Source organism: Vibrio eleionomae, from assembly GCF_009874545.1.
GTDB classification, from domain to species: domain Bacteria; phylum Pseudomonadota; class Gammaproteobacteria; order Enterobacterales; family Vibrionaceae; genus Vibrio; species Vibrio nitrifigilis.
Genome location: NZ_WEKT01000015.1, coordinates 47,074 through 71,775, shown reverse-complemented (window position 1 = coordinate 71,775; position 24,702 = coordinate 47,074). Strand labels below are relative to the sequence as shown.

The 24,702-nt window shown below is 41.1% G+C and carries 29 protein-coding genes; 24 read left to right on the top strand and 5 right to left on the bottom strand.

Features of this window, described 5'->3' with window-relative positions; all coding sequences use genetic code 11:
- Positions 1 to 49: 49 nt before the first annotated feature.
- Positions 50 to 922 (bottom strand): dimethylarginine dimethylaminohydrolase family protein, encoded by an 873-nt coding sequence (locus F9817_RS10595; protein WP_161155293.1) that lies wholly within the window; start codon positions 920 to 922, stop codon positions 50 to 52.
- Positions 923 to 1,024: 102 nt separating this feature from the next.
- Complete coding sequence (locus F9817_RS10590; protein ID WP_161155291.1) at positions 1,025 to 2,134, bottom strand: GGDEF domain-containing protein; 1,110 nt, start codon at positions 2,132 to 2,134, stop codon at positions 1,025 to 1,027.
- A gap of 174 nt (positions 2,135 to 2,308) precedes the next feature.
- Between F9817_RS10590 and F9817_RS24025 the strand changes: the two genes are divergently transcribed.
- The 18 genes from F9817_RS24025 (at position 2,309) to F9817_RS10505 (ending at position 16,579) form a co-directional block, all read left to right on the top strand.
- Complete coding sequence (locus F9817_RS24025; RefSeq protein ID WP_237476226.1) at positions 2,309 to 2,509, top strand: hypothetical protein; 201 nt, start codon at positions 2,309 to 2,311, stop codon at positions 2,507 to 2,509.
- Complete coding sequence (locus F9817_RS24020; RefSeq protein WP_237476225.1) at positions 2,475 to 2,765, top strand: hypothetical protein; 291 nt, start codon at positions 2,475 to 2,477, stop codon at positions 2,763 to 2,765. The genes F9817_RS24025 and F9817_RS24020 overlap by 35 nt, the downstream gene beginning before the upstream one ends.
- An 85-nt stretch (positions 2,766 to 2,850) precedes the next feature.
- Entirely contained in the window at positions 2,851 to 3,879 is a 1,029-nt protein-coding gene (locus F9817_RS10580) for a Gfo/Idh/MocA family protein (protein WP_161155289.1), read from the top strand.
- Positions 3,880 to 4,087: 208 nt separating this feature from the next.
- Positions 4,088 to 4,528, top strand: a complete 441-nt coding sequence (locus F9817_RS10575; protein WP_161155287.1) for a hypothetical protein — start codon at positions 4,088 to 4,090, stop codon at positions 4,526 to 4,528.
- 172 nt (positions 4,529 to 4,700) lie between these two features.
- The gene (gene treA, locus F9817_RS10570) at positions 4,701 to 6,386 is read left to right on the top strand and encodes an alpha,alpha-trehalase TreA (RefSeq protein ID WP_161155285.1); all 1,686 of its coding nucleotides are present in this window, start codon (positions 4,701 to 4,703) and stop codon (positions 6,384 to 6,386) included.
- Between the two features lie 248 nt (positions 6,387 to 6,634).
- Positions 6,635 to 7,063 (top strand): gamma-glutamylcyclotransferase family protein, encoded by a 429-nt coding sequence (locus F9817_RS10565; protein WP_161155283.1) that lies wholly within the window; start codon positions 6,635 to 6,637, stop codon positions 7,061 to 7,063.
- Between the two features lie 21 nt (positions 7,064 to 7,084).
- Positions 7,085 to 7,768: a glutathione S-transferase family protein gene (locus tag F9817_RS10560; RefSeq protein ID WP_202436421.1), complete on the top strand. Its 684-nt coding sequence runs from the start codon at positions 7,085 to 7,087 to the stop codon at positions 7,766 to 7,768.
- A gap of 44 nt (positions 7,769 to 7,812) precedes the next feature.
- Entirely contained in the window at positions 7,813 to 8,511 is a 699-nt protein-coding gene (locus tag F9817_RS10555) for an aspartate/glutamate racemase family protein (protein WP_161155281.1), read from the top strand.
- Between the two features lie 380 nt (positions 8,512 to 8,891).
- Entirely contained in the window at positions 8,892 to 9,617 is a 726-nt protein-coding gene (locus F9817_RS10550) for a riboflavin synthase (protein ID WP_161155279.1), read from the top strand.
- A gap of 171 nt (positions 9,618 to 9,788) precedes the next feature.
- Positions 9,789 to 10,205, top strand: coding sequence for a GNAT family N-acetyltransferase (locus tag F9817_RS10545; protein ID WP_161155258.1), 417 nt, complete (start codon positions 9,789 to 9,791; stop codon positions 10,203 to 10,205).
- Positions 10,206 to 10,323: 118 nt separating this feature from the next.
- Positions 10,324 to 10,743, top strand: coding sequence for a DUF4174 domain-containing protein (locus F9817_RS10540; RefSeq protein WP_161155256.1), 420 nt, complete (start codon positions 10,324 to 10,326; stop codon positions 10,741 to 10,743).
- 201 nt (positions 10,744 to 10,944) lie between these two features.
- The gene (locus tag F9817_RS10535; RefSeq protein WP_202436420.1) at positions 10,945 to 11,463 is read left to right on the top strand and encodes a GNAT family N-acetyltransferase; all 519 of its coding nucleotides are present in this window, start codon (positions 10,945 to 10,947) and stop codon (positions 11,461 to 11,463) included.
- Positions 11,464 to 11,709: 246 nt separating this feature from the next.
- Positions 11,710 to 11,919, top strand: a complete 210-nt coding sequence (locus F9817_RS10530) for a hypothetical protein (RefSeq protein ID WP_161155254.1) — start codon at positions 11,710 to 11,712, stop codon at positions 11,917 to 11,919.
- A gap of 243 nt (positions 11,920 to 12,162) precedes the next feature.
- A complete protein-coding gene (locus F9817_RS10525) occupies positions 12,163 to 12,576 on the top strand; it encodes a GNAT family N-acetyltransferase (protein ID WP_161155252.1) in 414 nt (137 codons plus the stop codon).
- Positions 12,577 to 12,630: 54 nt separating this feature from the next.
- Positions 12,631 to 13,260, top strand: a complete 630-nt coding sequence (locus tag F9817_RS10520; RefSeq protein ID WP_161155313.1) for a LysE family translocator — start codon at positions 12,631 to 12,633, stop codon at positions 13,258 to 13,260.
- 163 nt (positions 13,261 to 13,423) lie between these two features.
- Positions 13,424 to 13,933, top strand: coding sequence for a GNAT family N-acetyltransferase (locus F9817_RS10515; RefSeq protein WP_161155250.1), 510 nt, complete (start codon positions 13,424 to 13,426; stop codon positions 13,931 to 13,933).
- Positions 13,923 to 14,432, top strand: coding sequence for a GNAT family N-acetyltransferase (locus F9817_RS10510; protein WP_161155248.1), 510 nt, complete (start codon positions 13,923 to 13,925; stop codon positions 14,430 to 14,432). Before F9817_RS10515 ends, F9817_RS10510 begins: the two co-directional genes overlap by 11 nt.
- A gap of 401 nt (positions 14,433 to 14,833) precedes the next feature.
- Positions 14,834 to 16,579: a SulP family inorganic anion transporter gene (locus tag F9817_RS10505; protein WP_161155246.1), complete on the top strand. Its 1,746-nt coding sequence runs from the start codon at positions 14,834 to 14,836 to the stop codon at positions 16,577 to 16,579.
- Positions 16,580 to 16,804: 225 nt separating this feature from the next.
- Here F9817_RS10505 and F9817_RS10500 read toward each other — a convergent pair whose 3' ends face one another.
- Both F9817_RS10500 and F9817_RS10495 read right to left on the bottom strand, forming a co-directional pair.
- The gene (locus F9817_RS10500; protein WP_161155244.1) at positions 16,805 to 16,975 is read right to left on the bottom strand and encodes a hypothetical protein; all 171 of its coding nucleotides are present in this window, start codon (positions 16,973 to 16,975) and stop codon (positions 16,805 to 16,807) included.
- Position 16,976: 1 nt separating this feature from the next.
- Positions 16,977 to 18,587 carry a sugar porter family MFS transporter gene (locus F9817_RS10495; protein ID WP_161155311.1) on the bottom strand — a complete coding sequence of 537 codons (1,611 nt, stop codon included), beginning with the start codon at positions 18,585 to 18,587 and terminating at the stop codon, positions 16,977 to 16,979.
- A gap of 836 nt (positions 18,588 to 19,423) precedes the next feature.
- Here F9817_RS10495 and F9817_RS10490 point away from each other — a divergent pair.
- Positions 19,424 to 19,753, top strand: a complete 330-nt coding sequence (locus F9817_RS10490) for a hypothetical protein (protein WP_161155242.1) — start codon at positions 19,424 to 19,426, stop codon at positions 19,751 to 19,753.
- Between the two features lie 49 nt (positions 19,754 to 19,802).
- Positions 19,803 to 20,423 carry a methyltransferase gene (locus F9817_RS10485; RefSeq protein WP_161155240.1) on the top strand — a complete coding sequence of 207 codons (621 nt, stop codon included), beginning with the start codon at positions 19,803 to 19,805 and terminating at the stop codon, positions 20,421 to 20,423.
- Between the two features lie 92 nt (positions 20,424 to 20,515).
- Here the strand turns inward: F9817_RS10485 and cspE are convergent, their stop codons facing one another.
- A complete protein-coding gene (gene cspE / locus F9817_RS10480) occupies positions 20,516 to 20,728 on the bottom strand; it encodes a transcription antiterminator/RNA stability regulator CspE (RefSeq protein WP_161155238.1) in 213 nt (70 codons plus the stop codon).
- A gap of 629 nt (positions 20,729 to 21,357) precedes the next feature.
- Between cspE and F9817_RS10475 the strand changes: the two genes are divergently transcribed.
- From F9817_RS10475 to F9817_RS10460, 4 genes are all read left to right on the top strand, one after another.
- Positions 21,358 to 21,804, top strand: coding sequence for a GNAT family N-acetyltransferase (locus tag F9817_RS10475; RefSeq protein WP_161155236.1), 447 nt, complete (start codon positions 21,358 to 21,360; stop codon positions 21,802 to 21,804).
- Positions 21,805 to 22,191: 387 nt separating this feature from the next.
- Positions 22,192 to 22,386, top strand: coding sequence for a YqaE/Pmp3 family membrane protein (locus F9817_RS10470; protein WP_161155234.1), 195 nt, complete (start codon positions 22,192 to 22,194; stop codon positions 22,384 to 22,386).
- A 595-nt stretch (positions 22,387 to 22,981) separates the two neighbouring features.
- On the top strand, positions 22,982 to 23,167 hold the full coding sequence (locus tag F9817_RS10465; protein ID WP_161155233.1) for a hypothetical protein: 186 nt from the start codon (positions 22,982 to 22,984) through the stop codon (positions 23,165 to 23,167).
- 381 nt (positions 23,168 to 23,548) lie between these two features.
- Positions 23,549 to 24,667, top strand: a complete 1,119-nt coding sequence (locus F9817_RS10460) for an adenosylhomocysteinase (RefSeq protein WP_161155231.1) — start codon at positions 23,549 to 23,551, stop codon at positions 24,665 to 24,667.
- Positions 24,668 to 24,702 lie beyond the last annotated feature (35 nt).

The window sequence follows — 24,702 nt, the reverse complement described above, 5'->3', positions numbered from 1 at the left end:
TTAGTCGTTAACAGGGAGTGATGTGAATCGCTCCCTTTTTATTTGAGATTTAACCGCGCACAATCGGGTTGGTCAGGCAAGTTGGGCCACCTTCACATGCCATGCATAAGGCATCTCCAGCAAAGGTTGTTACCTTAACACCGTGGGCTTCCATGACGGCTTTGGTTTTTGGAAAACCGTCAATCATAATGCAGTTGTCTGGTGACGTTGGAAGTACATTCAGATTTAGCCCGAATGAAGCGGTGAATTCATCTTCGGGAGCAATAACAAATTCAATATCAAGGTCTTTCAACATGCGCCATAGGCGCGCAGGAATTAGTGGGGGATGAACCAAATATTTGGTTTCCGTTAGTGGGGAGATCACTGACATTAAATGTAAACAAGCGTCTTCGCCTGTCCAGTAAGGCATGTCAAATCCCAGCGCCTTGATACCGTGCGGATTTAACAGTTGATTAAGCTGCACTACACCTTCTTCGTTAGATCGAAATCCCATACCAACAAGCAGCGTGGTTTCATTTAACCAAATAGTGTCACCGCCTTCGACACAAGCATCTCCAGTGAGTTCTCCTAAGATTGGAATGCCCAGTTTTTCGAATGCGGCTTTGTGTAACTGTGGTTCTGGTGCTCGCAGTTTTTTGCCCATTTTCAACGGAATGACACCGGCTTTGGTGATGATCGAAGAGTCGCGGGTGAACATTGCATCAGCTAATCCATCGTTATTATCCTCTAACCACACAATGTCACAACCAGTGGCTTGAATCAGTTGTGCAAATTGATCGTATTGGACTATGGCCTTTTCAGCATCAAACAGATCGTTATAGTGCCAAGTTGCTTTATCTGCTTGCAGTAAACTTTTTCCTGGACGACGCATTAAAACGCGCGTCATCGGTTCTGCCATCAACTGACATCCGTAATTAGCCATGAATTCTTTCCTTAGTTTCACCTTTGTAACTTATTGAATTTAATCTATCTGTTTGGATAGATGAATACAATGGCAATCTTACTTAAGTATGAATCGAAAGTATTACTCGGTGGCAAAAGTTGAAACACTATTTCGGCCGATATGTTTGGAATGGTAAAGTGCCTGGTCTGCTCTTTTTATCACATTACTGTACTCCTCATTGGGGACAGATTTGGCTACGCCAAGACTTATGGTAACGTTCTTGGGTAAACCATAGTAAGCACGGCTAATGGCATTACGCAGTGATTCTGCCAAATAGATTGTTTGGTCAAAGGATTGGAAAAAGGTGATCACCAAAAACTCTTCTCCACCGTAACGGCTTAGCAGAGCACCATGCTTTTGGGAGTGCATTTTTAATATGTTTGACACTTTTTTTAGAACGATATCCCCCACGTCGTGACCGTAGGTGTCGTTGATGTTTTTAAAATGGTCGATATCTAAAATAATAACGTTAAAGTTTTTATTTTCCGCTTCAATCCTTCGTAATGCATTGACACAATAGGATCGATTTTTTAATTGAGTTAGTCCGTCGGTTTCACTGATAAGTTGTAGTTGTCGAGAATATGAATTGGCTCGTCGTACTTCTCGTTTAAGTGCTTGGGTGTAAAGCACAACCACAGTAATTAGAATAGCGATGGAAATGAAATAGTTGATAACAAGGTCTGTTAATCGTGACATTGCCCCAGAGTAACCGAAAATTGAAGCAGGGTAATAATACTCAATAATTAATAATCCACTGGGAACCCCCAATAAAATCAGCACCACAAACGCGTTGAAAACTTTTAATTCTGAAAATACAAATACGGAATAAATTACAGCCAGATAGAGGTAGGCGAATGTTGGCCCTTGGGATCCAGCATTGAAAAACCAATTTGCTGGAATTATGAACAGGTAGTGCAGCGCTATGTATAGGATAGCCATCGACCTAAAATGGTTTTTAAACCTGGAATAATACCAGATGACGATTTGAGAAAGACCTAAAGTGATAAAGGCGATATTGAACAGGTAATAGAGATGGAGAAATAAGGTGTTAAAAAGTCCAGCAAATACATAAAAACAGAAACTCACCATAAGAAAAGTGTGGTGCACTCTATGAAACGTTGGAACATTGTCATCGCCGATCAAAAATCGGATGACTCGAGAAGGCGTCATAGAATTCAGTTTATTATTCATGTGCTAGTGTATTTATTATGGTCGTTAAGGCGGTGATGCCTACTAAATAAAACGCTCATTATAGCCATTTCATTAATGGATACATCTCGTTACGGTTGAAAAAATTACTCTGTGTAACCCTGTCGTGTCTTTGATAAACTTTGCATGTTGTTCCATTTGAATACCTAACGAGCCATGATAAATAAGACTTTGTTACGCCAACAGCTTTTAGAGCTGCTCAATACTCAGCGTCAAATTGCATTTGATGCAGCCAGCAGTGCTCATGATTTGGCTACGCATGAACAGAGTAAAGCGGAAACACAATACGATACCGTAGGGTTAGAAGCGGCTTATCTTGCACATGGTCAGTCGCAGCGAGTCGCAGCGAGTCGCTGATAGTGATGCGACGATTGCGCGTATCAAAGCCTTAGTGCTGCGAGAATTTGAGGAAGATGATGAGATTGCTGTTGGTGCAGTTATTACACTCGATGATGATTCCATGTATTGGCTGTTACCCGATTGTGGTGGAACAAAATTGAATGAGGGAAAGCTGGTGGTGGTTACTCCGCATTCTCCTCTTGGTGAGCAACTCAAAGGAGAAGGCATCGATTCTTGTTTGAAAGATGGCCGAACGATTGTTCACGTCGAATAAATTGAGGTTAATCAGTTCGATTGGAAAACTGCGTGCTAGAGGTGTAGGGTATTAGTTTCATAATAATTCAATGGAGGAGGACTCTATGCGTATTGGTCTAGTGGGATATGGTACGGGTGGTCAGTATTTTCATGCACCATTTATTGAAGCAGCGCAAGACCTAGAGTTAACAGGTATTGTGGCACGTTCGCCAGCGAAGCTGGCTGCAATTGAACAAGACTTTCCAGGTATGCCTGTCTTCGATAGTTTAACCAGCATGATCCAATCAGGAACCGTGGATGCTGTTACTATCTCTACTCCTCCAGAAACCCGGCGAGATTTAGTCCTTGAGGCCATTGAAGCGGGGCTCCATGTCGTCGCAGACAAACCATTTGCGCCTAATGCGGAAGTCGCACAGGGGCTATTTGATGCGGCGAAGAAAAAAGGGGTGGTTTTATGTGCTTTCCATAACCGCCGTTTTGATACGGATGTTCGTACTCTGCGCAAAGCGATGGATGAGGGCAGACTTGGCAAAATTTGGCGGATGCACTCACGCCTTGATTGTGATGACCCAGATTCGTTAGAGCCCGGTCCAACCGGTGGGTTACTGCGTGATTTAGGCAGCCATGTTGTCGACCAAGCAGTGTATTTATTGGGTTCGGTTAAATCTGTTTATGCTCATATTGATGAAGTAGAGTTACCTCAAGGAACCACTAATGCCAGCTTTGTTTTAACCCTACAGCATGAGAGCGGCGCAACGTCTTATGTATCGGCGAGTAAGTTAAATCATGTGCAAATGAAAGAATTTATCGTTTATGGTGAAAAAGGCAGTATGCAATCACAAATGAGTGATGTTCAGGCTAATGCGTTATTTGCTGGTGAACGTCCCGTGAACAACATAGCGCAGTGGGGCGTAGAAGAAAAAGTACGTTGGCCAATTTTACGTACGGCTCAAGGCGATGTTGCTGTGCCATCCGAGCAGGGGGCTTACTTTGCTTACTACAATCAATTCGCCAAAGCGGTCAGCGAAGGTGCTGAATTACCCGTTCCTCCAGAGCAGGTCGTGCAAGTATTAAAGATTCTTGATGGCGCGATCATCAGTGCCAAAGAAAACCGCGTTGTTACGATCGACTAATGTTCATCGACTCGGTGCCTAGCGTAAAGTTTGGGCACCATGTTCTTCTTCCTCTCTGACTGTTTTTTCTATTTAGCAACTGATAAAAATGACTAACAGCAAAATGTCTGTTGTCTAGATTTTGCGGTTCCTTCACTTGCCGATGACGAAAAATTCCTGAGATTAACTAGACTTAAACCCATTGTTCGACACTTTGATGGGGAAAACTATGAAATCGATAGTTTCTTTAGCTGTTTCTTTTTGTTTGTGCTTCAATTTAGTCGCTTGTGGCACCATTATTCACCCAGAGCGCAAGGGACAAGTGGATGGTAGGATTGATGTCGGAATTGCCGTATTAGATGCCATTGGGTTGCTGTTTTTCTTTATTCCTGGTGTGGTGGCGTTTGCGGTCGATTTTTCTAACGGTACTATCTATTTACCAGGGGGGCATACTTCGACGTTAACCCCACAAGAAATGGATAAGGTCGTCAAAGATGGAAAAGTGGATAAAGATGCCTTGGAACAAGTGCTTCGCGAGCGCGATCCTGAATTGGTCAGCACTGATTCTCATGATTGGCAGGTCGAGCGTGTTGATAACGAGCAATCGCTAGCGGCTCTATTTAAAACCCAGCATACAGCGTCTCAATCTGTAGCCATGGTCAATCGCTAATATCAGGTCAAAACCAAGTCAGCGCCATGCTTATGATGTCTTAAGGTGGCGCTTTCCGCTATTCTATATCCCCTAATTTATAACCTATTGTATTGTGGGGAGTGTCTAATTTCTCTACTCATGAACGTACTATCATCACTTACATTACATGCTTTTGCATAAGGAGTGATTCATGAGACAGAAAAATGAGCATGCAGACACACGGCGCCATCAGTTTCTCAACCAGCCCACTCTGGGGGTTCTATGTATTGGGGCTGCATTGGTTTGTCATCCCTTGTTGGCTCAAAGTAAGCCTGAGCCTCCTGATGTCTTATTTGGCCCACTGTTTCAAGCCGTACAGCAGCAACAGATTTTTCCTGATCAGAAAACCTTTGCTGATGCTGTGCCCAAAGGCGTACCTAAAGATATTTTGAAAGCATGGCAACACCAAAAACAGCAACCAGGATTTGAACTCGCCACCTTTATTCAAGACCACTTTATTCTGCCTAACTCTGCTGATGGTTATGTACCGCCCGAAGGGCAAACACTACGGGCTCATATTGATACCTTGTGGCCGCAGTTAACTAGAACAACGCAAGCGGCCGGTATTTATGATTCGCTGCTTCCGCTGCCAGAGCCTTACGTGATTCCCGGTGGGCGATTTAGAGAGGTCTATTATTGGGATAGCTATTTTACGATGTTAGGGTTAGCAGAAAGTGGCCATTGGGATGTTGTACAAGAGATGGTGGATAATTTTGCTGCCGAACTCGATCGGTACGGCCTGATCCCCAATGGTAACCGTAGCTACTATTTGAGCCGTTCACAGCCGCCATTTTTTAGCTTGATGATTGACTTACTCGCAAGCCATAAAGGCGATCATATTTACGTTAAATATTTGCCGCAGCTCGTCACTGAATACAACTATTGGATGGATGGAATTGAAGAGCTTAAAAACGGAAAGGCGAATAAACGAGTGGTTAAATTGGCCGACGGTTCAGTACTTAATCGTTATTGGGATGCGCGCAATGTTCCTCGCACAGAATCTTGGCTAGATGATGTATCCACCGCCAATAAACTTGCGAGTGATATTGGTTCGGGTAATGGTGAACAGGCCAAGAAAGCGCTCTACCGTAATTTGCGTGCAGGAGCCGAATCAGGATGGGATTTTAGTTCCCGTTGGTTTAGCGACCCTCAACAATTAGTGACAATCCGAACGACCGATCTGTTACCCGTCGATTTAAATAGTTTGGTGTATCACCTACAAAAAGTCATCGCTTACGCTTATGAGTTAGATCATAAAGATGCACTCGCGCAACAGATGATCACCAATGCGAATTTGCATAAAGAGGCGATTAACCGTTATCTCTGGAATAGTTCTGCTGGTTGGTATGGCGATTACAACTGGCATGACGGAAAATTGCATGATCAGTTAACCGCAGCAACGCTATTCCCTCTCTTTTTACACGTCGCCAGTCAGCCGCAAGCAAACCAGGTTGCTCGCGCAGTAGAATCTAAGTTGCTGAAACCCGGAGGTTTAACGACCACACTTATCCATACGGGTCAGCAATGGGATGCACCTAATGGCTGGGCTCCATTGCAATGGGTGGCAGTAGAAGGTTTATCGTCTTATCAGATTGATGGTGTTGCCAAAGAGGTTGGATTACGATTTTTACGTAATGTGCAAGCCACTTACGATAAAGAACATAAGCTGGTAGAAAAATACGTTGTATCTGGAGATAAGCTAGGTGGAGGAGGCGGTGGTGAATATCCGCTGCAAGATGGTTTTGGTTGGACGAATGGCGTGACGTTAATGTTGTTAGATAAATACTGTCCAAAAAATACCGTATGTAACAGTGCTCATGATATTCCCGAACATTAAAGTGACTGTGTCGCATAACTGAGTAGGTGGAAAAGGATTCTCATTTAAAAAGAAAAGCACCTAAACTAAGCTGGTATTTTTACTCGATTTATGAGAAAAGAAGTGCATATGCTTATTATTCTAGAGCGACCGCATCGTTCACCATGCGATGCTTTTTAAGTCAGTTTATGCCCGCTCTTAGTGATAGGTTTTCCATCTAGCAGTGCCTAGCGGCCTCGCTTTTTGCTATTTGAAGTAAGGATAATTTCATGCACAAAGTGTTTGTCTTCGGGACATTAAAGGAAGGGTTTCCAAACTATAAAACGAATAAAGGTCTTCGTTACCCTGGCGAATTTAAAACACAGTATCGTTACCCATTTTATTTAGTTGGTGAGCGTCATTCACCTTGGCTGATTCTGAATAAAGGTCATGGCTATCAGGTGTCAGGTCAAGTGTTTATGGTAGATGACGCCGCGCTCGCAGAAATGGACTCTCTTGAGCGAATCCACGAAGTGGACGGATATCGCCGCATAGAAATCAATGTTATCGAACAAAATACGGGTGAAGAAGTCAACGTATACGCTTATGGAAAACCATTAGATCAGCTTTATGGTGCTGACATTCAATGTGAAGTGGCAGGGGAATATACTCTGTCTCATGCACATTTGTATCGGTCGCGGGTGGCTGTCGCGTCCTAATTAATATTTGATGACAATGAGATGGCGATCAGCTCACTGATCGCTATTTTTTTAGGGAAAAATATGCAGTTATATGGAAGAAGAACGGCGTTTAACGTCCAAAAAGTGTTGTGGCTATTGGGTGAACTGGAGTTAGATTTTGAATCTATTCAAGTCGGCGGTGAGTTTGGTGGGCTTGATAAACCAGAGTTTGCTGCGCTAAATCCGATGCAAAAAGTACCCGTATTGATTGATGGTGAAAAAGTTGTATGGGAGTCGCACACCGTTTTACGTTATTTAGCCGCGCAATATGGTGGTGTGAAATGGTATGCCAATGATGCGTATCAACGTTCATTGTATGAACGTTGGATGGATTGGGCGCATTGTACTTTCCAGCCTGCTTTTATGGATCTCTTTTGGGGATATTATCGGATGCCGGAAAGTAAGCGTGATCATACGCAAATTGAGCGTGCTTTGGCCAGCTGCAAGACATGTTTAGAAAAAATTAATCAACCACTTGGTCATCACGATTTTATCGCAGGACATCAGATTTCATTGGCCGATATTACGCTTGGAGCGATTATATTTCGTCTCGTGAACCAAGGATTAGAGATAAAATTGCCAGCGAATGTTCAGCGTTGGTATGCAGAACTAAAGCAACGTCCTGCATATCAATCGGCCATTATGTCTGATTTTTCATCGTTAAAGGCAAGAGAAGATTATTAACCTGTGCGATCACGGTTACAAATAACATCAATAAGGAATAACAATTGAAAACGATTGGTTTATTAGGCGGTATGAGCTGGGAATCTACAGTCAGTTATTATCACGCGTTAAATGTTGGTGTAAAAGAGGCATTAGGCGGTTTACATTCGGCAAAAATAGCTATGTTTAGTGTCGACTTTGCTGAAATTGAACAGCTGCAACATGAAGACCGCTGGGAAGAGGCGGGTGAACAATTGGCTCAAGCGGCACTGGGTATTGAGGCCGCTGGTGCAGATTTTTTGTTAATAGCGACCAACACCATGCATAAAGTAGCCCCAGCAGTTGAAGACACCATCTCAATTCCATTGTTGCATATTGCTGATGCGACAGCAGAGCAGTTGGTTCAAGACGATATTATCTGTGTTGGTTTATTGGGCACCCGATTTACCATGGAACAAGATTTTTATAAACAGCGCTTAATAGAGCGTTATGGTATTGATGTACTTACGCCAGAGCAGGAGCAACGCGATGTTATGCACACGATTATTTTCAATGAGCTTTGTTGTGGGAAAATTCGTCCTAGTTCGCGTGAAAAAGTGGTCGCGATGATTAAACAATTACGTGAGTCTGGTGCTCAGGCCGTTATTTTGGGTTGTACAGAAATTGCGCTACTTATTAGCCGTCAAGATACTGATGTGCCTCTTTATGATACAACTCAAATTCATGCCGATGCAGCTGTTGCTGAGGCTCTCTCAGGCCACTAATCTGAGGGTGCTTAGCTAAAGTTTGGGTGGATTCTCACATTTAAAACATATTTTACAAAATTGCATACCAACTTATTGTGTTGAGAAAAGAAGTAAACTTAGTTTATATTTCTATAGCATTATGTTTTTTAAGATAAAATTTAGCGTTTATATGAATTGATTAACCAAAAGACATAAAATGGCTAACAGTGGGTATTTTCTACGTTCTATGTTAGCTTTTTCTACTTAATATCATTAAGATGCTCATTTTAGAATTGTAAAACTTACACTTTGTATAACTAATACGCAGTTACTTGAGGTACAGAGTGGGAGAGTCCTAGGTGTTCTTTGAGAAGAGACGAAAGTTCTCAACAACAATAACAATAAAGGCAATATAAAATATGTTTACAGGTCTCGTGCAATCCGTGGCTAAAGTAACAGGTGTTAGCCAAGTGGATGGTGGTGTGCAATTTACGTTGCAATGTCATCACGATTTTTATCAAGGTTTAGGTTTTGGTGCTGATGTGGTCATAGACGGGGTACGATTTATGGTCGTTGATTGTCTAGATAACGATAGCGCAGTATTCGAATTGTTATCCGCCGATTTTTATTCCACCACATTATGCTTATGTGATATAGGCTCTATCGTGCATGTTTCATTGGCTCAAGAGTCGCTGCAAGACGATAAGATACGCCTACTCAAAGGTGATATCGACTTTCAAGCCCAGATCATTGATGTTTCGTATCACGAGCAAAGATATAGCTTGATGCTTAGTTTTCCAGTTGCTTGGAAACGGTATATTTTTGTTGGTGGCTACCTGGCTGTCAATGGTGCTAGTGTGACGATTACTCAAGTTGATGAACAAGAAGGATGGTTTAGTGTTCATTCGGCCATGAACGGGGCTAGAGTTCCTTTGTTTGAACATAAGTTTTCGGGTGATAGTGTCAATATTGAGGTGATCCGAGGTTCAGAACAAGCGGTAAGCGCGCTTGAAGAGTCGTTAAGTGAAGTGCTCGGAGAGCTCTATCCTGCCGTTGGTAAATTGCTTAATTTACAAGGTATTGATATGAACTATTTGGCATGTCGCGCGCGAGCTAAGATGCTCGACACACTTGAAGATGCCTAATGATGACAATTAACCTTGCATCTTGAGGTTGCTTGGGTAAATCTCTCAGGTGCAAGGTTAATGTTGCTGAGCTTGTGTTAAATCGCTTATAGCTTGTAATTTGTCACTGGAACTTATCTATCTAACTCACCACATAACAGACAATGCTCAACGAATTCAACGAGAATTGTCATGAATATTACTATCGACTCAAGCCCTCAAGATCGAGATATTAATGTTATCTATCAAGGGTTATCTTCATACCATGCCACGAGTTTTCCCAATGCTCAAGAACAGAACCTAGCCTGTTATCTACGAGATGAGCAAGGTAATATTGTAGGTGGAGTGACGGGGTCACTTTTGTATACTAGCTTCTATATTAAATTTCTTTGGTTGCCTGAAACTCTACGTGGATTAGGGTATGGCCGCCAATTAATGACCGCTTTAGAAAAAACAATCATGAAACAAGGTGTAACCCATATCTTTGTGGATACCTTTTCTAATCAAGCGCCCAATTTTTATTTAAAGTTGGATTATATCGAGACAGGTCGATTGCCTCACTTCCCTATGTATGACGTTGATAGAATTTACTTTTCCAAAGCGTTGTGATTGATTGCTGATCTTTCTTAGTGCGTACTATGAATACCAAACTGACGGTTTATTGCCACTTTCAATAATCTCTACCAAACTCATTATATGAGTGGAACGAATTAAGAGAGGTTAACGTATGAAGATTATCAAAGCCGTCAGTTTATTGTGTTTAGGACTTATCAGTGGTGCTGCTGTCGCCGCGCCACTCGCTGATTTGAACCAACTTCGCTGGCAGCATCGAATTATCCTAGTCGATGAAACCACACAACAAAATAATGCTCAGGCCTTATTAAAACGCCTAAACAATGATGTTGAAGACAGAGATGTGGTGTGGTTTGTGTTTCAGAAAAACCAAACCTTAACTAATTATTCTGGCACAGTGTCTGCCCAATTATTTACGCAAGCCAAGGCGAGTTACGGACTAGGGAACCACTCAGTTATTTTGGTTGGTAAGGATGGTGGTGTAAAAACTCGTTTAGATTATTTGGGGTTGAAAGAATTGTTTGGTGATATTGATCGGATGCCGATGAGAATAAGTGAGATGCGACAAAAATAGCGATTTATCCAAGTGCATTTAGCTTATTTATGCAACGAAAAATTGGATAGATTTAAAATAAAGCCTTGATGTTTACATGGTAATAAAGTTTAAAAATAGGCTCACCTCCGCCATGGCGTGTAATCCAACGTGCCATGGCCTTTTGTTTATGTTAATTTTTTCTAACTAGATATGGCAATAAAGATAACGATAAGAGATGACATGATAAGAATAACAACGCCTAGATTAACAATGAGAAGTATTTTAGAAGAAGATAGGACCTTGTTTTTTGATTTACACAGTGATCACAGAGTCATTGAACGGTGCTTTGATCCTATGGATGAACAAGCCATCGAGGAAAAATTTGCTGGGCGTGTTTTACCTTGGGAGTTAACGTCTGGGGATTGGTTGAGTTTAGTGATTATTGAAAATGAAACCGGAAATAAAGTGGGTATTACTGGGTTCAAATATGAAAATAATATTGCGGAATTAGGGTATTTATTACTCCCTAAATTTTATGGTCATGGTTACTGTTCTGAAACATTAACGGAGTTATTAAATTGGGCATATGAAACCCATAAAATTAGTGACTTTAAAGCGGTAGTAACAGAAGGTAATGTGGCTTCTGAAAGTGTATTAAAAAAATGCAATTTTATTCTGGATGAGATTATTCCACAGAACTATCAAATCGGTGGTTGCTATTTTGATGACCATGTTTATATCAAAAAACATACGCTATAGTCTCCCGTGAAGTTGGCTAATACCCTTGGGTTTTTAAGGGATTGATTCTTTTTTATCCTCAGTATTTAAAAGGCTTTAAAACTAACATATTGGTTATTAAATCACTTTTCCCAATATTATTTACTATCAAATGGGGTATTCTCATTATTAAGATGCCCTTTCTTTGTCATCTATGAGATGATGATTCCAGAATTTGTGAACCATTCGTACTATAAAATAAGTAATTCATCAATAGATAACTATATTATGAAAAATAAACGACAAAGGTTGTTCTATAAAAAAATCGCGGTAGCGGTTGCGGTATTATCTGCGTTGCTCGGGATTAAGTTCACGTATGTTGAGTTTCAGCCAGGTAAGATGTCTGAGGTACCTGTAGAAACTGTTCTCGATGCCGGCAAAATTCCTACCATTAAATTGGCCGATGCGATCACCACAGATTCGCTGAATTCCAATTAACTAAGGGTATATATTTCATGTTTGATGAAGGTGTAAATTCATCAAACATGAAATGTAGATTCTGCACAAACTTCCTTTCTTTTACTTGTTTTAATCATGTTCTATCGAGTGATAAAGCGCGCAAAATTGCCTTGACGCAATACAGTGATTAATGCACATTAATTTTATCTCCGCTATTTAATAGCTAGGAGTGAGTGTTATATAAATTTTTGATTAATATGTTATTAAGGAAGAGCGTAAGCCATGGCGGCACTAAGCGTAAGCAGTGATCCAGATAAACTTGATGTGTTAATGATTCACCAATATTTAACCCATAGCCAATGGGCACAAGGTATCAGCCTCGATATCGTTAAATGTTCAATAAAAAACTCCCTGTGTTTTGGTCTTTACCAAGGCGAACAACAAATTGGTTTTGCCCGTATTATTTCTGATTATGCGACGTTTGCGTATTTGGGCGATGTATTCATCCTTGAACCATATCGAGGGTTAGGTGGCTCCCATTTATTACTCGATGCCATTCTATCTCATCCAGATTTACAGGGATTAAGACGCTATTTGTTGATTACCTCAACCGCCGCTGATTTATATGCAAGATATGGATTCTCTTCTGTACCAAACCCAGAAGGTTACATGCAAATATATCAGCCTTATCAATAATTCGATTCACTTCTAACGGGCGTTAATCAATTAAGAGGAACAAGGACAGTTATGCTGACACTTCATACGATTATTTTATTTACCATTGCCTGTTTGTCCATCAACTTGATTCCTGGGCCAGACGTTATCTACATTGTCTCGAATACAATGAAAGGTAGGATGGTTGCAGGCATGAAAGCCGCCTTAGGGCTAGGTGTTGGTTATCTATTTCATACATTAGCCGCTTGTTTGGGGTTGTCTGCTCTTATTCTCAGCTCTGCTGTTGCTTTTACTGCGGTGAAATGGCTTGGCGCGTTTTACCTTGCTTACCTTGGCGTTAAATCGTTATATGCGATGTATCAAGGGCAATCGACATTAACGATTTCTGATTCAGGTAAGTCCAGTCATAGTAATGTGTTCAAGCAAGGTGTTATTGTGAGTGTGTTAAACCCCAAAGTGGCGTTGTTCTTTTTATCTTTTTTGCCGCAATTTATTGATGTATCGACCCAAAATACTTCTGAACAACTGTTCGTTTTGGGTTTGTGGTTTAGTGTGTTGGCGACCTTGTGCAATGTGACCTACGCGGTGATGGGAAGTTGGTTATTGCGTTCATCACATGCGCAGCGTTTTTCTCGGGTGCTAGAAGGCATATCTGGTGGTTTGCTGTTGGGATTAGCCACCAAAATTGCATTCAGTGAAAAGTAACTAAGGTATATACCCAAAGGGCGAGGGTTATTCGCTCCTATGCTGTGTTCGTGATTTTCAATGGAGAATGACTCTAACTTCACATCAGTGCCTTAGCTTAGTAAGACGACTTTCTCACTGAAACAGCATCTACAGATGACTTGGGTATATCAAAGGAATGGATATGCAAATTAGAAACGTAACAGCGACAGATATTACAGCAATTGTTGATATTTATAATCAGTATATTTTAAATACAGTAATAACCTTTGAAGAAGAAATTGTTGATGAGCAGATCATGGAAATGCGTATCGACAAAGTTTTGCAAACAGGGTTACCGTGGTTAGTTGTAGAAGAAAATGGGAAGTTATTAGGCTACGCATACGCCCACTTATGGCGTGAACGGTCCGCGTATCGTTTTTCAGTTGAGCCATCTATTTATCTCGATCCTGCAGCGACAGGTAAAGGGCTAGGTAAAGCCATTTATCAAGCATTGCTTGTTCTCTTAAAGCAGTTGGGTAAACGTAATGTCATTGGTGTCGTGACGTTGCCAAATGTTGCAAGTGAGCGTTTACATGAATCTCTAGGCTTTAAAAAAGTCGGCGAATTTGAGCATGTCGGCTATAAACACGAACGCTGGCTATCTGTCGGTTACTATCAACTTACTTTCCCTGAGCATTTACATGACCATTGAATTCATAAAGATTATCGACTCACTTGATCCCTATGTTGATGACCTGCAAGTATTATTGACAGATAGTGTTAATGGCGGCGCTTCTGTAGGTTTTATTGCTCCTATTCAGCCTAGTGAAACAATCAGTTACTGGAAAGATGTTGCAGAAGATATTAAGGGAAATTCCCGCCTCCTTTGGGTTGCGGTCGAGGAGGGGAGTGTTGTTGGTGCCGTTCAGCTGTCTTTGACTTATAAACCCAATGGCAAACATAGAGGTGAGGTAGAAAAGCTCATGGTGCATACCACTATGCGAGGTAAGGGGATTGCAAAGCAGTTACTTGCGAGTTTAGAAACCTACGCGAAAGAGATAGGGCTGCGGTTATTGGTCCTAGATACCCGCTTAGGGGACGTCGCTTCGCTGTTGTATTGTAAAGTGGGGTACATAGAAGCCGGACAAATACCTGAATTTGCAAAAAGCTCTTTGATGAGCTCCCGAAGGGCGAGTTTTATTCGCTCCTAGGCTGTGTTACTGATTTTCTACGTAGAATGACTATGTCTTCAAATCAGTGCCTTGCCTAAGAGCGAATACATTCTCGCTGAAACAGCATCTTGAGGTTACTTGGGTATATAGCAATACAATTTAGCGTTCAACACTAAATTGTATTGCGCGATGCTGTCTAATTGTTTTCTGAGGAAGCAATCGAATCTTGAATCAGTCCCACGAGCATCTCAACCTTGAGCCGTTTTTTCGGATTTATTGCAGATTGATGTAAACTTGGCTCATTACCTTTACTGTCGCTAGTAATTTATCTGCCTACTTTAGCAGTGTGAGATTGTTTAGATATATTAAAGTGAAGGCCTAATTTATCGGAATTAAAGAGTCAAAGGTTAGCGGCCTTTGACTTTTGCTAAGGATTTATCATGTTTTTTTCTCGTATGTTTAATCGTCACTCAGTCGCCTGGCTTAATCCTACTACGCTAAAAGACGACTTTTGGGCTGGTTTAACAGGCGCTGTATTAGTATTACCACAAGGTATTGCTTACGCTATCATTGCGGGCTTATCCCCACAAGTTGGTTTATATACCTCCATCATTTCTGGTACGTTAGCGGCTATCTTTGGTAGTTCGAAACACATGATTTCAGGGCCAACAGCGGCGTTATCTATGGTGCTCGCAACATCGCTAGCCGCATTACACAATGTGAATAATGCTTCGATATTGTCATTAGTCGCATTGATTACGTTAATGATTGGCGTTATCCAATTAGCGCTCGCTGTATTAAAAGTAGGGCGATTGGTTGATGTTATTTCCCATACGGTTATTCAAGGATTTACTTCGGGAGCGGCTGTTTTGATTGCCGCGAGTCAATTCAAATATTTACTCGGTATCGAGGTCTCCTCTTCGCCAACATTAATCGGATATTTATCAGCAATATGGCAAGGAATAGGGCAAACTAACATCACGGTATTATCGATTGGCGGGATTACCGTTGTGAGCGCACTTATCTGGAAACGCTATATCAAAAAGGTTCCCTATCTTTTAGGGTCAATGATCATTGGTTCAACCGTGTGTTATTTTATCGCCCCTACAACGTCAGCACCTATCCCTATGGTGACCGCTTTGTCGGGTAGTTTACCTACATTGACACTGCCTGAATTCTCATCAAGTTTACTGTCTCAATTACTTCCAGCGGCGACAGCCATTGCCTTTTTAGGGTTGATTGAAGCGGCGTCTATTTCACGTTCGATTGCTCTGCGTTCTAAGCAGAAAGTAGAGGGTAACAGGGAGTTTATTGGTCAGGGGATCTCAAATTTAGTGGGGGCTTTTTTTAGTTGTTATCCCAGCTCCGGTTCTTTCACACGCTCCGGAGGGAATTTTGATTCTGGGGCAAAAACACCCATAGCTAGTGTCATTTCCGGACTTTTTGTACTTATCGTAATGTTGTTACTACCGGGAATGACTCAATATATTCCGATGTCTGTTATGGCTGCTGGGATCATGGTTATTGCATGGAATTTATTCGATATTAAAGGGATAGTCAGTGCAATCGGTAAAAGCCGCTCTGAGTTGCTCATTTTTGCTGGCACCTTTTTTTGTACACTGTTTATCAAATTGGAATACGCTATCTATGTGGGCATAGGTTTATCCTATTTAGTGTTTCTTTCAAACACCGTGTTACCAAAACTGACTGAAGTTGCGCCAATCGAAAGACATGGTAAACGTGAACTCCGTAAAGTTGAACGCTATCATTTAGAGGAGTGTCCCAAGATAAAAATTTTGCGGGTAGAGGGGGCGCTTTATTTTGGGTCGACAACGTACGTACAAAATATCCTACATGAGTATGCAAAGAACGGTATTACTCACTGTATTTTGGTTATGCGCGGCGTGAATTTTATCGATTTATCCGGTGAACATTTTTTGTTAGACAATATGAACAATCCCCAAGGGGAGTGCCGCGTTTTGCCTTGCTCTTTGCTCGGCTTTGTTATCGATAATCTTAAAATACGCGAGTTAAGTCAGGCATTCTTGGATAAACCGACCGCTGTTACGGCTGAGAATTCAATAAGGGTGGCTGTCGAAGGGGTAGATAATGAGGTGTGTAAAACGTGTACCAAACGGATATTTAACGAATGCCAATCTAAGCCAGGCCCCAAGGGACAACCGTAACTGCATGTGATACCCAAAGACGCAGGAATGCTTGAATTGAATGGAAAAGAAAAGCCGCTGATTACTGTCAGCGGCTTTTTTATACCCGGTTAGGTATTCAACACCATTTCAGATGACCTACCACCTTTTCGTTGAAGTTTCTCTACAACGCAAGGGCATCTGAAATGATACACGTTGGCAAATTGCCAGCTCTCATTGGTTTAGTGAGAGTGTTATCGTGCGTTTCTAGGCATTACGCGTAGAAACACCAATATCGTCGTGGTACGCATCAATTAACCGTTCACTGCCTTTAAAAGGATGAATGGCTTGTCCTGATTGTGCAATCCAACCTAGGACGGTAAGAGCTACTTGTTGAATCAGGTTTTTTGCTGATTTCGAGATTTTACCTACTTTCATCTTATTCTCCTGTTCTTAGACGATTATTTTGCCATCTTGGCGTATTTGAGGCAGATAGACGAGATTTTTTGTCTCGATTTAGGTGCTTCATCACATGATCTTCCATTTTTTCTAACTGAACCCCTTTGGTTTCAGGTAAGAATCGATAGATGAACCACGTTGCTAAAACCATGATGACGGCGAACATTCCCATCGGTGCAGCACCATGAAAGTGTTCGTTTAGCCATGGGTTTTCGTTTAAAACCGGGAAGACTAACCCGATCACAAAGTTACTTACCCACATTGCCGTGATTGCCAGAGACATACCTGCAGAACGCATACGGTTCGGGAAAATTTCTGAAATCACGATCCATGCTCCTAATCCCCAAGAGAAGGAGAAAAACAGCATAAATATCAGCATACCAAATAAAGTGAAATAACCACTTTGGATGGCTGCATCGCCGGTTAAACCGGCTGAGTGATACATAAAGAAGGCGGTGACCGTTAAACCGACAACAGCACCAATAGAGCCGACTTTTAATAGCGGTAAACGACCCAATTTATCCATCAGCATTGAGCCAATAACGGTACCAATTAATTGGAATACACCAATCCAGATGGTCATGAACATCGCTGTTTCGGTATTACCCGTGACTTTTTCTAATACGACTGGGGCGAAGTACATCATGACGTTAACCCCACTTGATTGTTGAATTACCGCGACGGTACAACCAAGGAATGCGAACAACCAAAAGCGACTTTGTTTGATAAGATCTCGTGCAGATGGTTGTGAATTTTTGGATTTAGAGTCTTCCCGTAAAGATTCTTCAATCGCTTGCAGCATGTTATCTGCGTATTCTTTGCCGCCAATTTTTTTCAGGATCTTTCTTGCTTCTTTAGAGCGGTTAACCATCACTAACCATCGAGGCGATTCTGGAATAAAGAGAACAAAGATGCAGAAGGCGACACAAGGGATGACTTCTGAACCGATCATAACTCGCCAACCCATATCGGTTAACCATGCTTGTGACGCACCCTTGGCGATCATAAAGTTCACGATAAAGATAACTACTTGACCACCAACAATGGCGAAGTTTTGCATGCTCAGGGCTCGACCACGAATCTGACGTGGTGACACTTCACTCATGTACATTGGTGAGATAGCAGAGGCTAGTCCTACAGCTAGACCACCGATCATGCGGTAGATGATAAACCATGTAAACGAATCGACGAGTGACGCGCCTAAAGCGGAAATAGTAAAAAGAAGGGCGGCGATAACAAGCGCCTTTTTACGACCGACTCGGGCGGCTAATGCGCCTGAGACAAATGCACCAATGATACAACCGATTGCGACGTTTGATACTGCCCAACCCACACCAACAGAACTTAAATCAAAATAGTGTTTAATCGGGTTAATCGCACCGGAAATAACAGCGGTATCGTAACCAAATAGTAATCCACCAAGTGCAGCGACTCCGCAGATCATAATAATGTACTTAAAATTATAACTCTTCATTACAGACATAACTGACTCCTGTTTCTTTCTAGAGTTTTGGAGTAGATATCGTCTGGATGGGGGAAATGTTGCGCTATCAATGATGTTTTGTATCAAAGGTTGCGCGTGACAACACATCCAAGTATCTACTCTTCCAACCAACACTAGGAAAGGCCTAAGTGCTAGTAGAACGGATAATCAGACAGTTCTGTCAGGGCAATAAATAAGTAATCGTGTGTTGAAAAATATGCCTACAATCTTCTTTATCTGTATTGAGTGAACTACACGTTCGTGATCCCAAAACAATACTCCTTTATTGATTTTGATTGAATTACCTTAACACAAGAAATTTTGGGATACAAATTTACAAACCATAATCATTTCCTTAAATGAAATATTTTAAGCTATTTCGTGTTTGAATATTTTCTAATTTACTTTGATTTAGATTAAATTTCAATGTGGTGGTTTTAAATATAAATATGTCATGATTTTGTTCAAAATAACCTTTTAAAAACAATCAGTTATAATCTTTGTCGGTTGTTGATTTCTTGTTGGAATAAATAGTCTAATAAGGTGAGTTTTCAGAGTGGTAAATTTATCAGTTTCGGTAGGGTTAAATTATTTTATGATTGGATATTTTGGTTGTTGAAATAGGTGTTGCGATAAGGTTTTTTGAATGAAATATTAGTTAGTATCTCAGTTGTTTAGTTAGTCTGAAATGTTTTTAATTGAACGTTCATTTAATAAAAAACAATAAGAAATTTCCTCGCAAATTGTGTTGAATATTTATCTTCTAAAACAGTATGTTACTGCATATTCTTTTTGGTAATGGAAATGCAATATTGCGCCAGATTTTTGCATATAAAACGTTGTCGTATTGGTATGGTGTGGTTATTCTTTCACCACTTTAACCAAGTTTTGAAATAAGCTTTCTATGATTGATTCCAGTGATGGATGATAAAAGGAAAGATGGAATGAACCAATTACGCCTGTCTTGTTGGGGAAAAGCAGTATTACTCTCTTTATCTATAACCTCATTTTCTACTTATGCTTTTGCTCTTACCGCACCAACTGTAGATGACTTACAACCATTTTGCAGCGATAGTGACATATGGAATAATAAAGCGGTTACAGGGGGGAGAACTATATCCCCTGAGCAGTGTATGGCAGTAGCGATGCCCTGTGGTGCTCAAATCGTGCAGCAAACACAAGATCCAAGTCAGTTAAATCAGCTGCTTTATAGTTGCGTATTTAGTGCGCTAGGTGTGCAGATACCACTAGAAAGTCGTAGTGATACAGAATGATGATGGAAGGTGATGCTACGCTGGTATATTCGATACAAGGAAAGTGTGTATGAATTCTAATGACTACTTCGATAGTTTAGCCAAAGAGTGGGATGATAATCCTCATAAAGTAGCGCGGGCTAGTGCAACTGTGCAAGCAGTTAAGCGTTTGGCGATCGATACTCACACAGTGATTGATTTTGGCTGTGGAACAGGCTTACTTGGTTTACTGCTGGCAAGTCATTTTGATCACGTTCATCTGGCTGATAGCTCGTGCAACATGTTGGATGTTGCGCGCCAAAAAATTGCACATTATAAAATCGAGAATGCTGTTGTTCATCAAATAAGCAGTCTCATTCAGTTAGATGTCAAAGCCGATGCCATTACTGTACTAATGGTGTTGCATCACATACCTGATACACAAACATGTTTTCAACATGCGTTCGATAGGTTACAACCCGGTGGGGTGTTGATTGTAGGCGATCTATTTACTGAGGATGGCTCTTTTCATCGGCATATCAAGCAATTTGATGGCCATAATGGTTTCGATACGCAACAATTGATTGATTTAGCGATAGAGTGTGGGTTTTCCGTCACTCAATGTGAACACTATTTTGATGTCGAGATTGAAGATGGGGCAGACAGACGTACTTATCCCATGTTTTTATTGGTAGCGCAGAAACCTAAATAACAGAATGTGGGAATTAAAAGAGAAGGTACAGCTGGGGGAGTGTGAGTAGAGAATTTAATGGCGTGACCGGAGTCACGCCAAATACAACAAGCTTACAGAGGAGTAACTTCTGATGCTTGTGGGCCTTTTTGGCCTTGCTCAACGTTGAAGCTTACACGTTGGCCTTCAGCAAGAGTTTTGAAACCGTCAGAAACGATTGAACGGAAGTGTACGAATACGTCGCTGCCGCCGTTGTCTTGAGAGATAAAACCAAAACCTTTAGTTTCGTTGAACCATTTTACTGAACCAGTTACTTTCGCAGACATAGATACCTCTTTATATAGTCTAGATTGTTTACAATATAAGTCTTAATAGATGCTATTAGATGGACGATGAAGCTAAGTTGACGCAAGTGATAAACGAGGGTATCGATGAATCGCTGGGAAAGACTTGTACTAAATTTTTCATTAATAGCTCTAACTAAGAACTGAGGGCAATTATACACACAAGTCGGATGAACACTAGCGTTAAATTCTGTTTTTGAATAAAATGTTGCAAATTCTTTTTTATATTTATAAAAATCAATGAGTTAGTTTGGTATTTTTTGGCGTTTTTATGTCTGTTTTTACAACAATTCTCCTTTAAATCGCGATTATTCCAACTCTTTTCATCATGCACGTTGATGACTAAGTCGGCTTTTTCGCCATCTTGTTCATTATTCATGCACTGCGTTGTCGCAGTTCCTCCAACTTCGTCTTGCTAATAATTATGCAATGTGAGTCTTCCGTTAGCTAAGCGTATGTTGTAAGTTAACTTTATACCCAATTGGGTTCACTATATAGATATCGCATATAGCGGATTCCTATGAATTGGATGTTCAGATGGAGCTATAGACGACAGAGTATCAATCTCATCGATATATCCGGTCGCGCAGAATTGAGTTCATGGAGGAAATGTGCGTTTTATTCCATTCAAAATGAGTGAATATCAACATGCTTATCCCTGGTTTCGAGCAGGGTTGTTTGATGTCATTGATCAAGCGCTTGGCTGGGATGAAGAGTTTCAATATGAACGCTTTCACAAAAACTTGCCATGTCACTGGTTCTACTGGGTACGCGATGACACTGAAAATGAAGCGGTAATCTGTTATCACCATGATAAAGAGGCTCTTCATTTGCATTTATTAGTGGTGCCAGAAGCGAATCAGAAGCAAGGGATCGGTTTTGAGATAATCAGCCAGTTAAAGCGCCAAGCATTTTATCTAGGAAAGTCGTTAACATTATCTTGTTTTAAAAATAATCACGCAGCGATAGCTCTGTATCGTAAGGCTGAGCTAGAAATTGTAGGAGAAGATGACCTATTTTGGGAATTCGCTTCGGTTAAACCTTCGTCTTTAAAATAGCTAACTCTACTGCACTTACTCTTTCTCTAGGTTGAACGTATTAAACGTCTACATAGTTCTAATGTTATTTTAATCAATAGCTTAGGCAGAAAGTTGCCAGACATAATCCTGACATCTCTCACGCTCAATGCTGACATTAATAATGAGTAACATCGATATTCTCGCGCTTCCCATTGACGTTAACTCTGTTAACTAAGGCATAGCTGTCCTGTGACGTTTGCAAGCTGTAAGCCTAAGTGGTGAGAATTTTAGATTCTTACGAAGTGATTAGCGCAATGGGCTACCTCTCTCCATGAGTCAAACACCTTTGCGCTGTATGTATAGGCTCACCGTATTGATAGCCCTCGAGCATTCGAACGTACAGCGTATGCAGTAAAAGGAAATATTATGAGATTATTGCTGGCGATTTTAATCCCTTGGCTTCAGTTCTTTACCATTGGTCGTCCAATCGCAGGTATCATCTGCTTAATTTTGCAATTGTCGGTCATTGGTTGGATCCCCGCAGCAATATGGTCGGTGTATGCCCTGAGCCAATACAACACTGATAAAAAGATCAATGATGCATTTCGCGATCATCGTTGATGAAAGTGACTAAATAGTATTGATGTAAGCAACGGAAACCACTACTAAATGTTATTTAGTAGTGGTTTTGTCGTTATTGAGGAGCACTTATGATTTTGGCCGTTGATGTTTAGTACAGTGAGCAGCGTGCTTATGTTGCTGGGGTTACTTTTTCTCGTTGGGATGCTCAAGAGTGTGATGGCGAATTTCTCAGCGAGAATGGTTTCGCTCTTAGGCAAGGCACTGATTTGAAGACATAGCCATTCTATGTCTTCAAATCAGTCGTTGTACTAGAAAGAAGCCTGACAGTAATTTGAAATAAAATAGACATAGCGATGAATAAACCAATAATTAAGTTAATTACTTAACCTTAAATTAATTTAAAGAGGTTAATTGATGTTTTTAAATTACATTAATATAGTTTTTTGTATATCAATGTTAATTCTTTAAAATCAGACGCTTATGGCATTAAAATAAAGGGTTTTTCGTTCAAAAATATACTGTTATCCAAAGTTGGTACTGGTTTTTATGTCTCAGTTATGTATAATGAACAGCGTTCAACAACAAAATTTAAAAGGAGTGTTTGTTGACCCTAAAATCAACCAAAGAGGAGTATATGGGTAATTTGAAAAATAATACGGAACAACATAACAATGCTTTAGAGCAATTTTTGATGCAATCAGAAGCTTATTTTTCTCTGTCTCGTGAAGAAATTGACGACTTAGAAGATACCACTTCTTCTGCGAACCTAGCGTTCATTCGTCGTGATAATGCGCCAGTTCAAAGCGCACTCAATATCTAATCTGTTCCAGTCTTGAATGATAGGTTACTTGAGTAATCCTTATCATTAACGGCCTCGGTCACAGAGCTCCGTCGTAATCGTTTTCGACGTAGAGCAAAATGTTCAAGCTTTTCTATCACTCTATTTATTTGGCTACGCGCACAATTAATAATCAACTCAAACTGCGTACTGGTAAGCTCAACGCTTCACAATAAATAGGGTGGTTGTCCTACTCTTTCCTTCTATCTCTCCCGGTTATAAAAAACTTATCGTATCTAACATCCATCTTAATTTCATGTCGGTGAGATCCGTTCAACTTCTACCGAACACATTGATAAGACTCTGTTTCCTGAACATTTGGGTATAGGTTATAATCTCTCAGTCAATTTTTGGGAGACTGTCATGTACAAGGATTTTACTGCTGAGCTTAACTGGACCACGTTACATATGAAGCGCACTGCTGCTGCGGCGGCTGCTTTACCTGATCTGTATGGTATTCGTTTAGCCTGCAATATGCATTTAGATTTAAAAATGATTCCACTCGTTGAAGGGCTGATTAATAAAGGTGCTCAGATCTACCTAACGACATGTAATCCAACCACAGTCCAAGATGATGTGGTGCAATACCTTGTCAGTAAAGGTGCGCAAGCATACGCTTGGCGTGATATGAGCGATGATGAATGGTCGCGCTCATTTGACTTAGCGTTGGAATGGTTACCGACTCACTTGTGTGAAATGGGGGCTGATCTAACCACTCGTTTGCATGATCGTTTTCTTGGAAGCGAAGTAGAGGCGTCGGTTAAAGCCAGTTTGGAAGCAACAGGTTCGGGGATTAATCGTCTTGGCGATGTTGAACCTAGTTATCCCATCTTTAATTGGGACGATTTACCCGTAAAAGAAGGGCTGCATAATCGCCATATGGTCGGCTTAACGGCTTGGCATACATTCTTTCAAACCACTCACTTAACCTTGCATGAAAAAGTGGTGATTGTCATTGGCTATGGGTTAGTCGGGCAGGGGACTGCGGAGGCTGCCAAGGCATACGGTGGTCAGGTCAAAATCGTTGAGACCAATCCAGCCCGTGCGCTGCAAGCTCAATATGATGGATGGCAGGTGATCTCCATGGCGCAAGCAACTGACGAAGGCGATGTGTTTGCTACGGCAACCGGAGCCAATAATGTGCTGAGTGCAGAGCATCTTGCCAATATGAAAGATGGTGTGTTTGTTCTGAACGTTGGACATGTTGCTAAAGAAATTGATGTCGCGTTTTTGCAAGAAAATGCCACGCATCAACAACCAATGCCATTTATTAACGCTTATCAGCTTTATGACAAAACCATTTATCTTTTAGCTAATGGATCGATGTTTAATTTGACGGCGGGTTTTGGCGATAGCCTAAATGCGTTTGATGTGACGTTAGCAGTCATGGCTGGTGGTATTGGCCATATTGTCGGCCAAGGATCGCAACATGCGGCAGGGCTGTACTTATTGCCAGAGTCGGCATGGATGTCGGTGCTATAACGCCTATTGTTTATAGGCGTTATAGCGTGAGATGA

Excerpts from the sequence above, each read along its gene's own strand:
- F9817_RS10490 (WP_161155242.1), top strand. The coding sequence starts at position 19,424 with ATGAACCAATTACGCCTGTCTTGTTGGGGAAAAGCAGTATTACTCTCT.
- F9817_RS10485 (WP_161155240.1), top strand. The coding sequence starts at position 19,803 with ATGAATTCTAATGACTACTTCGATAGTTTAGCCAAAGAGTGGGATGAT.
- F9817_RS24020 (WP_237476225.1), top strand. The coding sequence starts at position 2,475 with ATGGTCAGTCGCAGCGAGTCGCAGCGAGTCGCTGATAGTGATGCGACG.
- F9817_RS10525 (WP_161155252.1), top strand. The coding sequence starts at position 12,163 with ATGGCGGCACTAAGCGTAAGCAGTGATCCAGATAAACTTGATGTGTTA.
- F9817_RS10495 (WP_161155311.1), bottom strand. The coding sequence starts at position 18,587 with ATGTGTTGTCACGCGCAACCTTTGATACAAAACATCATTGATAGCGCA.
- F9817_RS10560 (WP_202436421.1), top strand. The coding sequence starts at position 7,085 with ATGGCGATCAGCTCACTGATCGCTATTTTTTTAGGGAAAAATATGCAG.
- cspE (WP_161155238.1), bottom strand. The coding sequence starts at position 20,728 with ATGTCTGCGAAAGTAACTGGTTCAGTAAAATGGTTCAACGAAACTAAA.
- F9817_RS10505 (WP_161155246.1), top strand. The coding sequence starts at position 14,834 with ATGTTTTTTTCTCGTATGTTTAATCGTCACTCAGTCGCCTGGCTTAAT.
- F9817_RS10545 (WP_161155258.1), top strand. The coding sequence starts at position 9,789 with ATGAATATTACTATCGACTCAAGCCCTCAAGATCGAGATATTAATGTT.
- F9817_RS10500 (WP_161155244.1), bottom strand. The coding sequence starts at position 16,975 with ATGAAAGTAGGTAAAATCTCGAAATCAGCAAAAAACCTGATTCAACAA.
- F9817_RS10460 (WP_161155231.1), top strand. The coding sequence starts at position 23,549 with ATGTACAAGGATTTTACTGCTGAGCTTAACTGGACCACGTTACATATG.
- F9817_RS10590 (WP_161155291.1), bottom strand. The coding sequence starts at position 2,134 with ATGAATAATAAACTGAATTCTATGACGCCTTCTCGAGTCATCCGATTT.
- F9817_RS10580 (WP_161155289.1), top strand. The coding sequence starts at position 2,851 with ATGCGTATTGGTCTAGTGGGATATGGTACGGGTGGTCAGTATTTTCAT.
- F9817_RS24025 (WP_237476226.1), top strand. The coding sequence starts at position 2,309 with ATGATAAATAAGACTTTGTTACGCCAACAGCTTTTAGAGCTGCTCAAT.
- F9817_RS10540 (WP_161155256.1), top strand. The coding sequence starts at position 10,324 with ATGAAGATTATCAAAGCCGTCAGTTTATTGTGTTTAGGACTTATCAGT.
- F9817_RS10565 (WP_161155283.1), top strand. The coding sequence starts at position 6,635 with ATGCACAAAGTGTTTGTCTTCGGGACATTAAAGGAAGGGTTTCCAAAC.
- F9817_RS10535 (WP_202436420.1), top strand. The coding sequence starts at position 10,945 with ATGATAAGAATAACAACGCCTAGATTAACAATGAGAAGTATTTTAGAA.
- treA (WP_161155285.1), top strand. The coding sequence starts at position 4,701 with ATGAGACAGAAAAATGAGCATGCAGACACACGGCGCCATCAGTTTCTC.
- F9817_RS10515 (WP_161155250.1), top strand. The coding sequence starts at position 13,424 with ATGCAAATTAGAAACGTAACAGCGACAGATATTACAGCAATTGTTGAT.
- F9817_RS10510 (WP_161155248.1), top strand. The coding sequence starts at position 13,923 with ATGACCATTGAATTCATAAAGATTATCGACTCACTTGATCCCTATGTT.
- F9817_RS10530 (WP_161155254.1), top strand. The coding sequence starts at position 11,710 with ATGAAAAATAAACGACAAAGGTTGTTCTATAAAAAAATCGCGGTAGCG.
- F9817_RS10470 (WP_161155234.1), top strand. The coding sequence starts at position 22,192 with ATGAGATTATTGCTGGCGATTTTAATCCCTTGGCTTCAGTTCTTTACC.
- F9817_RS10575 (WP_161155287.1), top strand. The coding sequence starts at position 4,088 with ATGAAATCGATAGTTTCTTTAGCTGTTTCTTTTTGTTTGTGCTTCAAT.
- F9817_RS10465 (WP_161155233.1), top strand. The coding sequence starts at position 22,982 with ATGGGTAATTTGAAAAATAATACGGAACAACATAACAATGCTTTAGAG.
- F9817_RS10595 (WP_161155293.1), bottom strand. The coding sequence starts at position 922 with ATGGCTAATTACGGATGTCAGTTGATGGCAGAACCGATGACGCGCGTT.
- F9817_RS10550 (WP_161155279.1), top strand. The coding sequence starts at position 8,892 with ATGTTTACAGGTCTCGTGCAATCCGTGGCTAAAGTAACAGGTGTTAGC.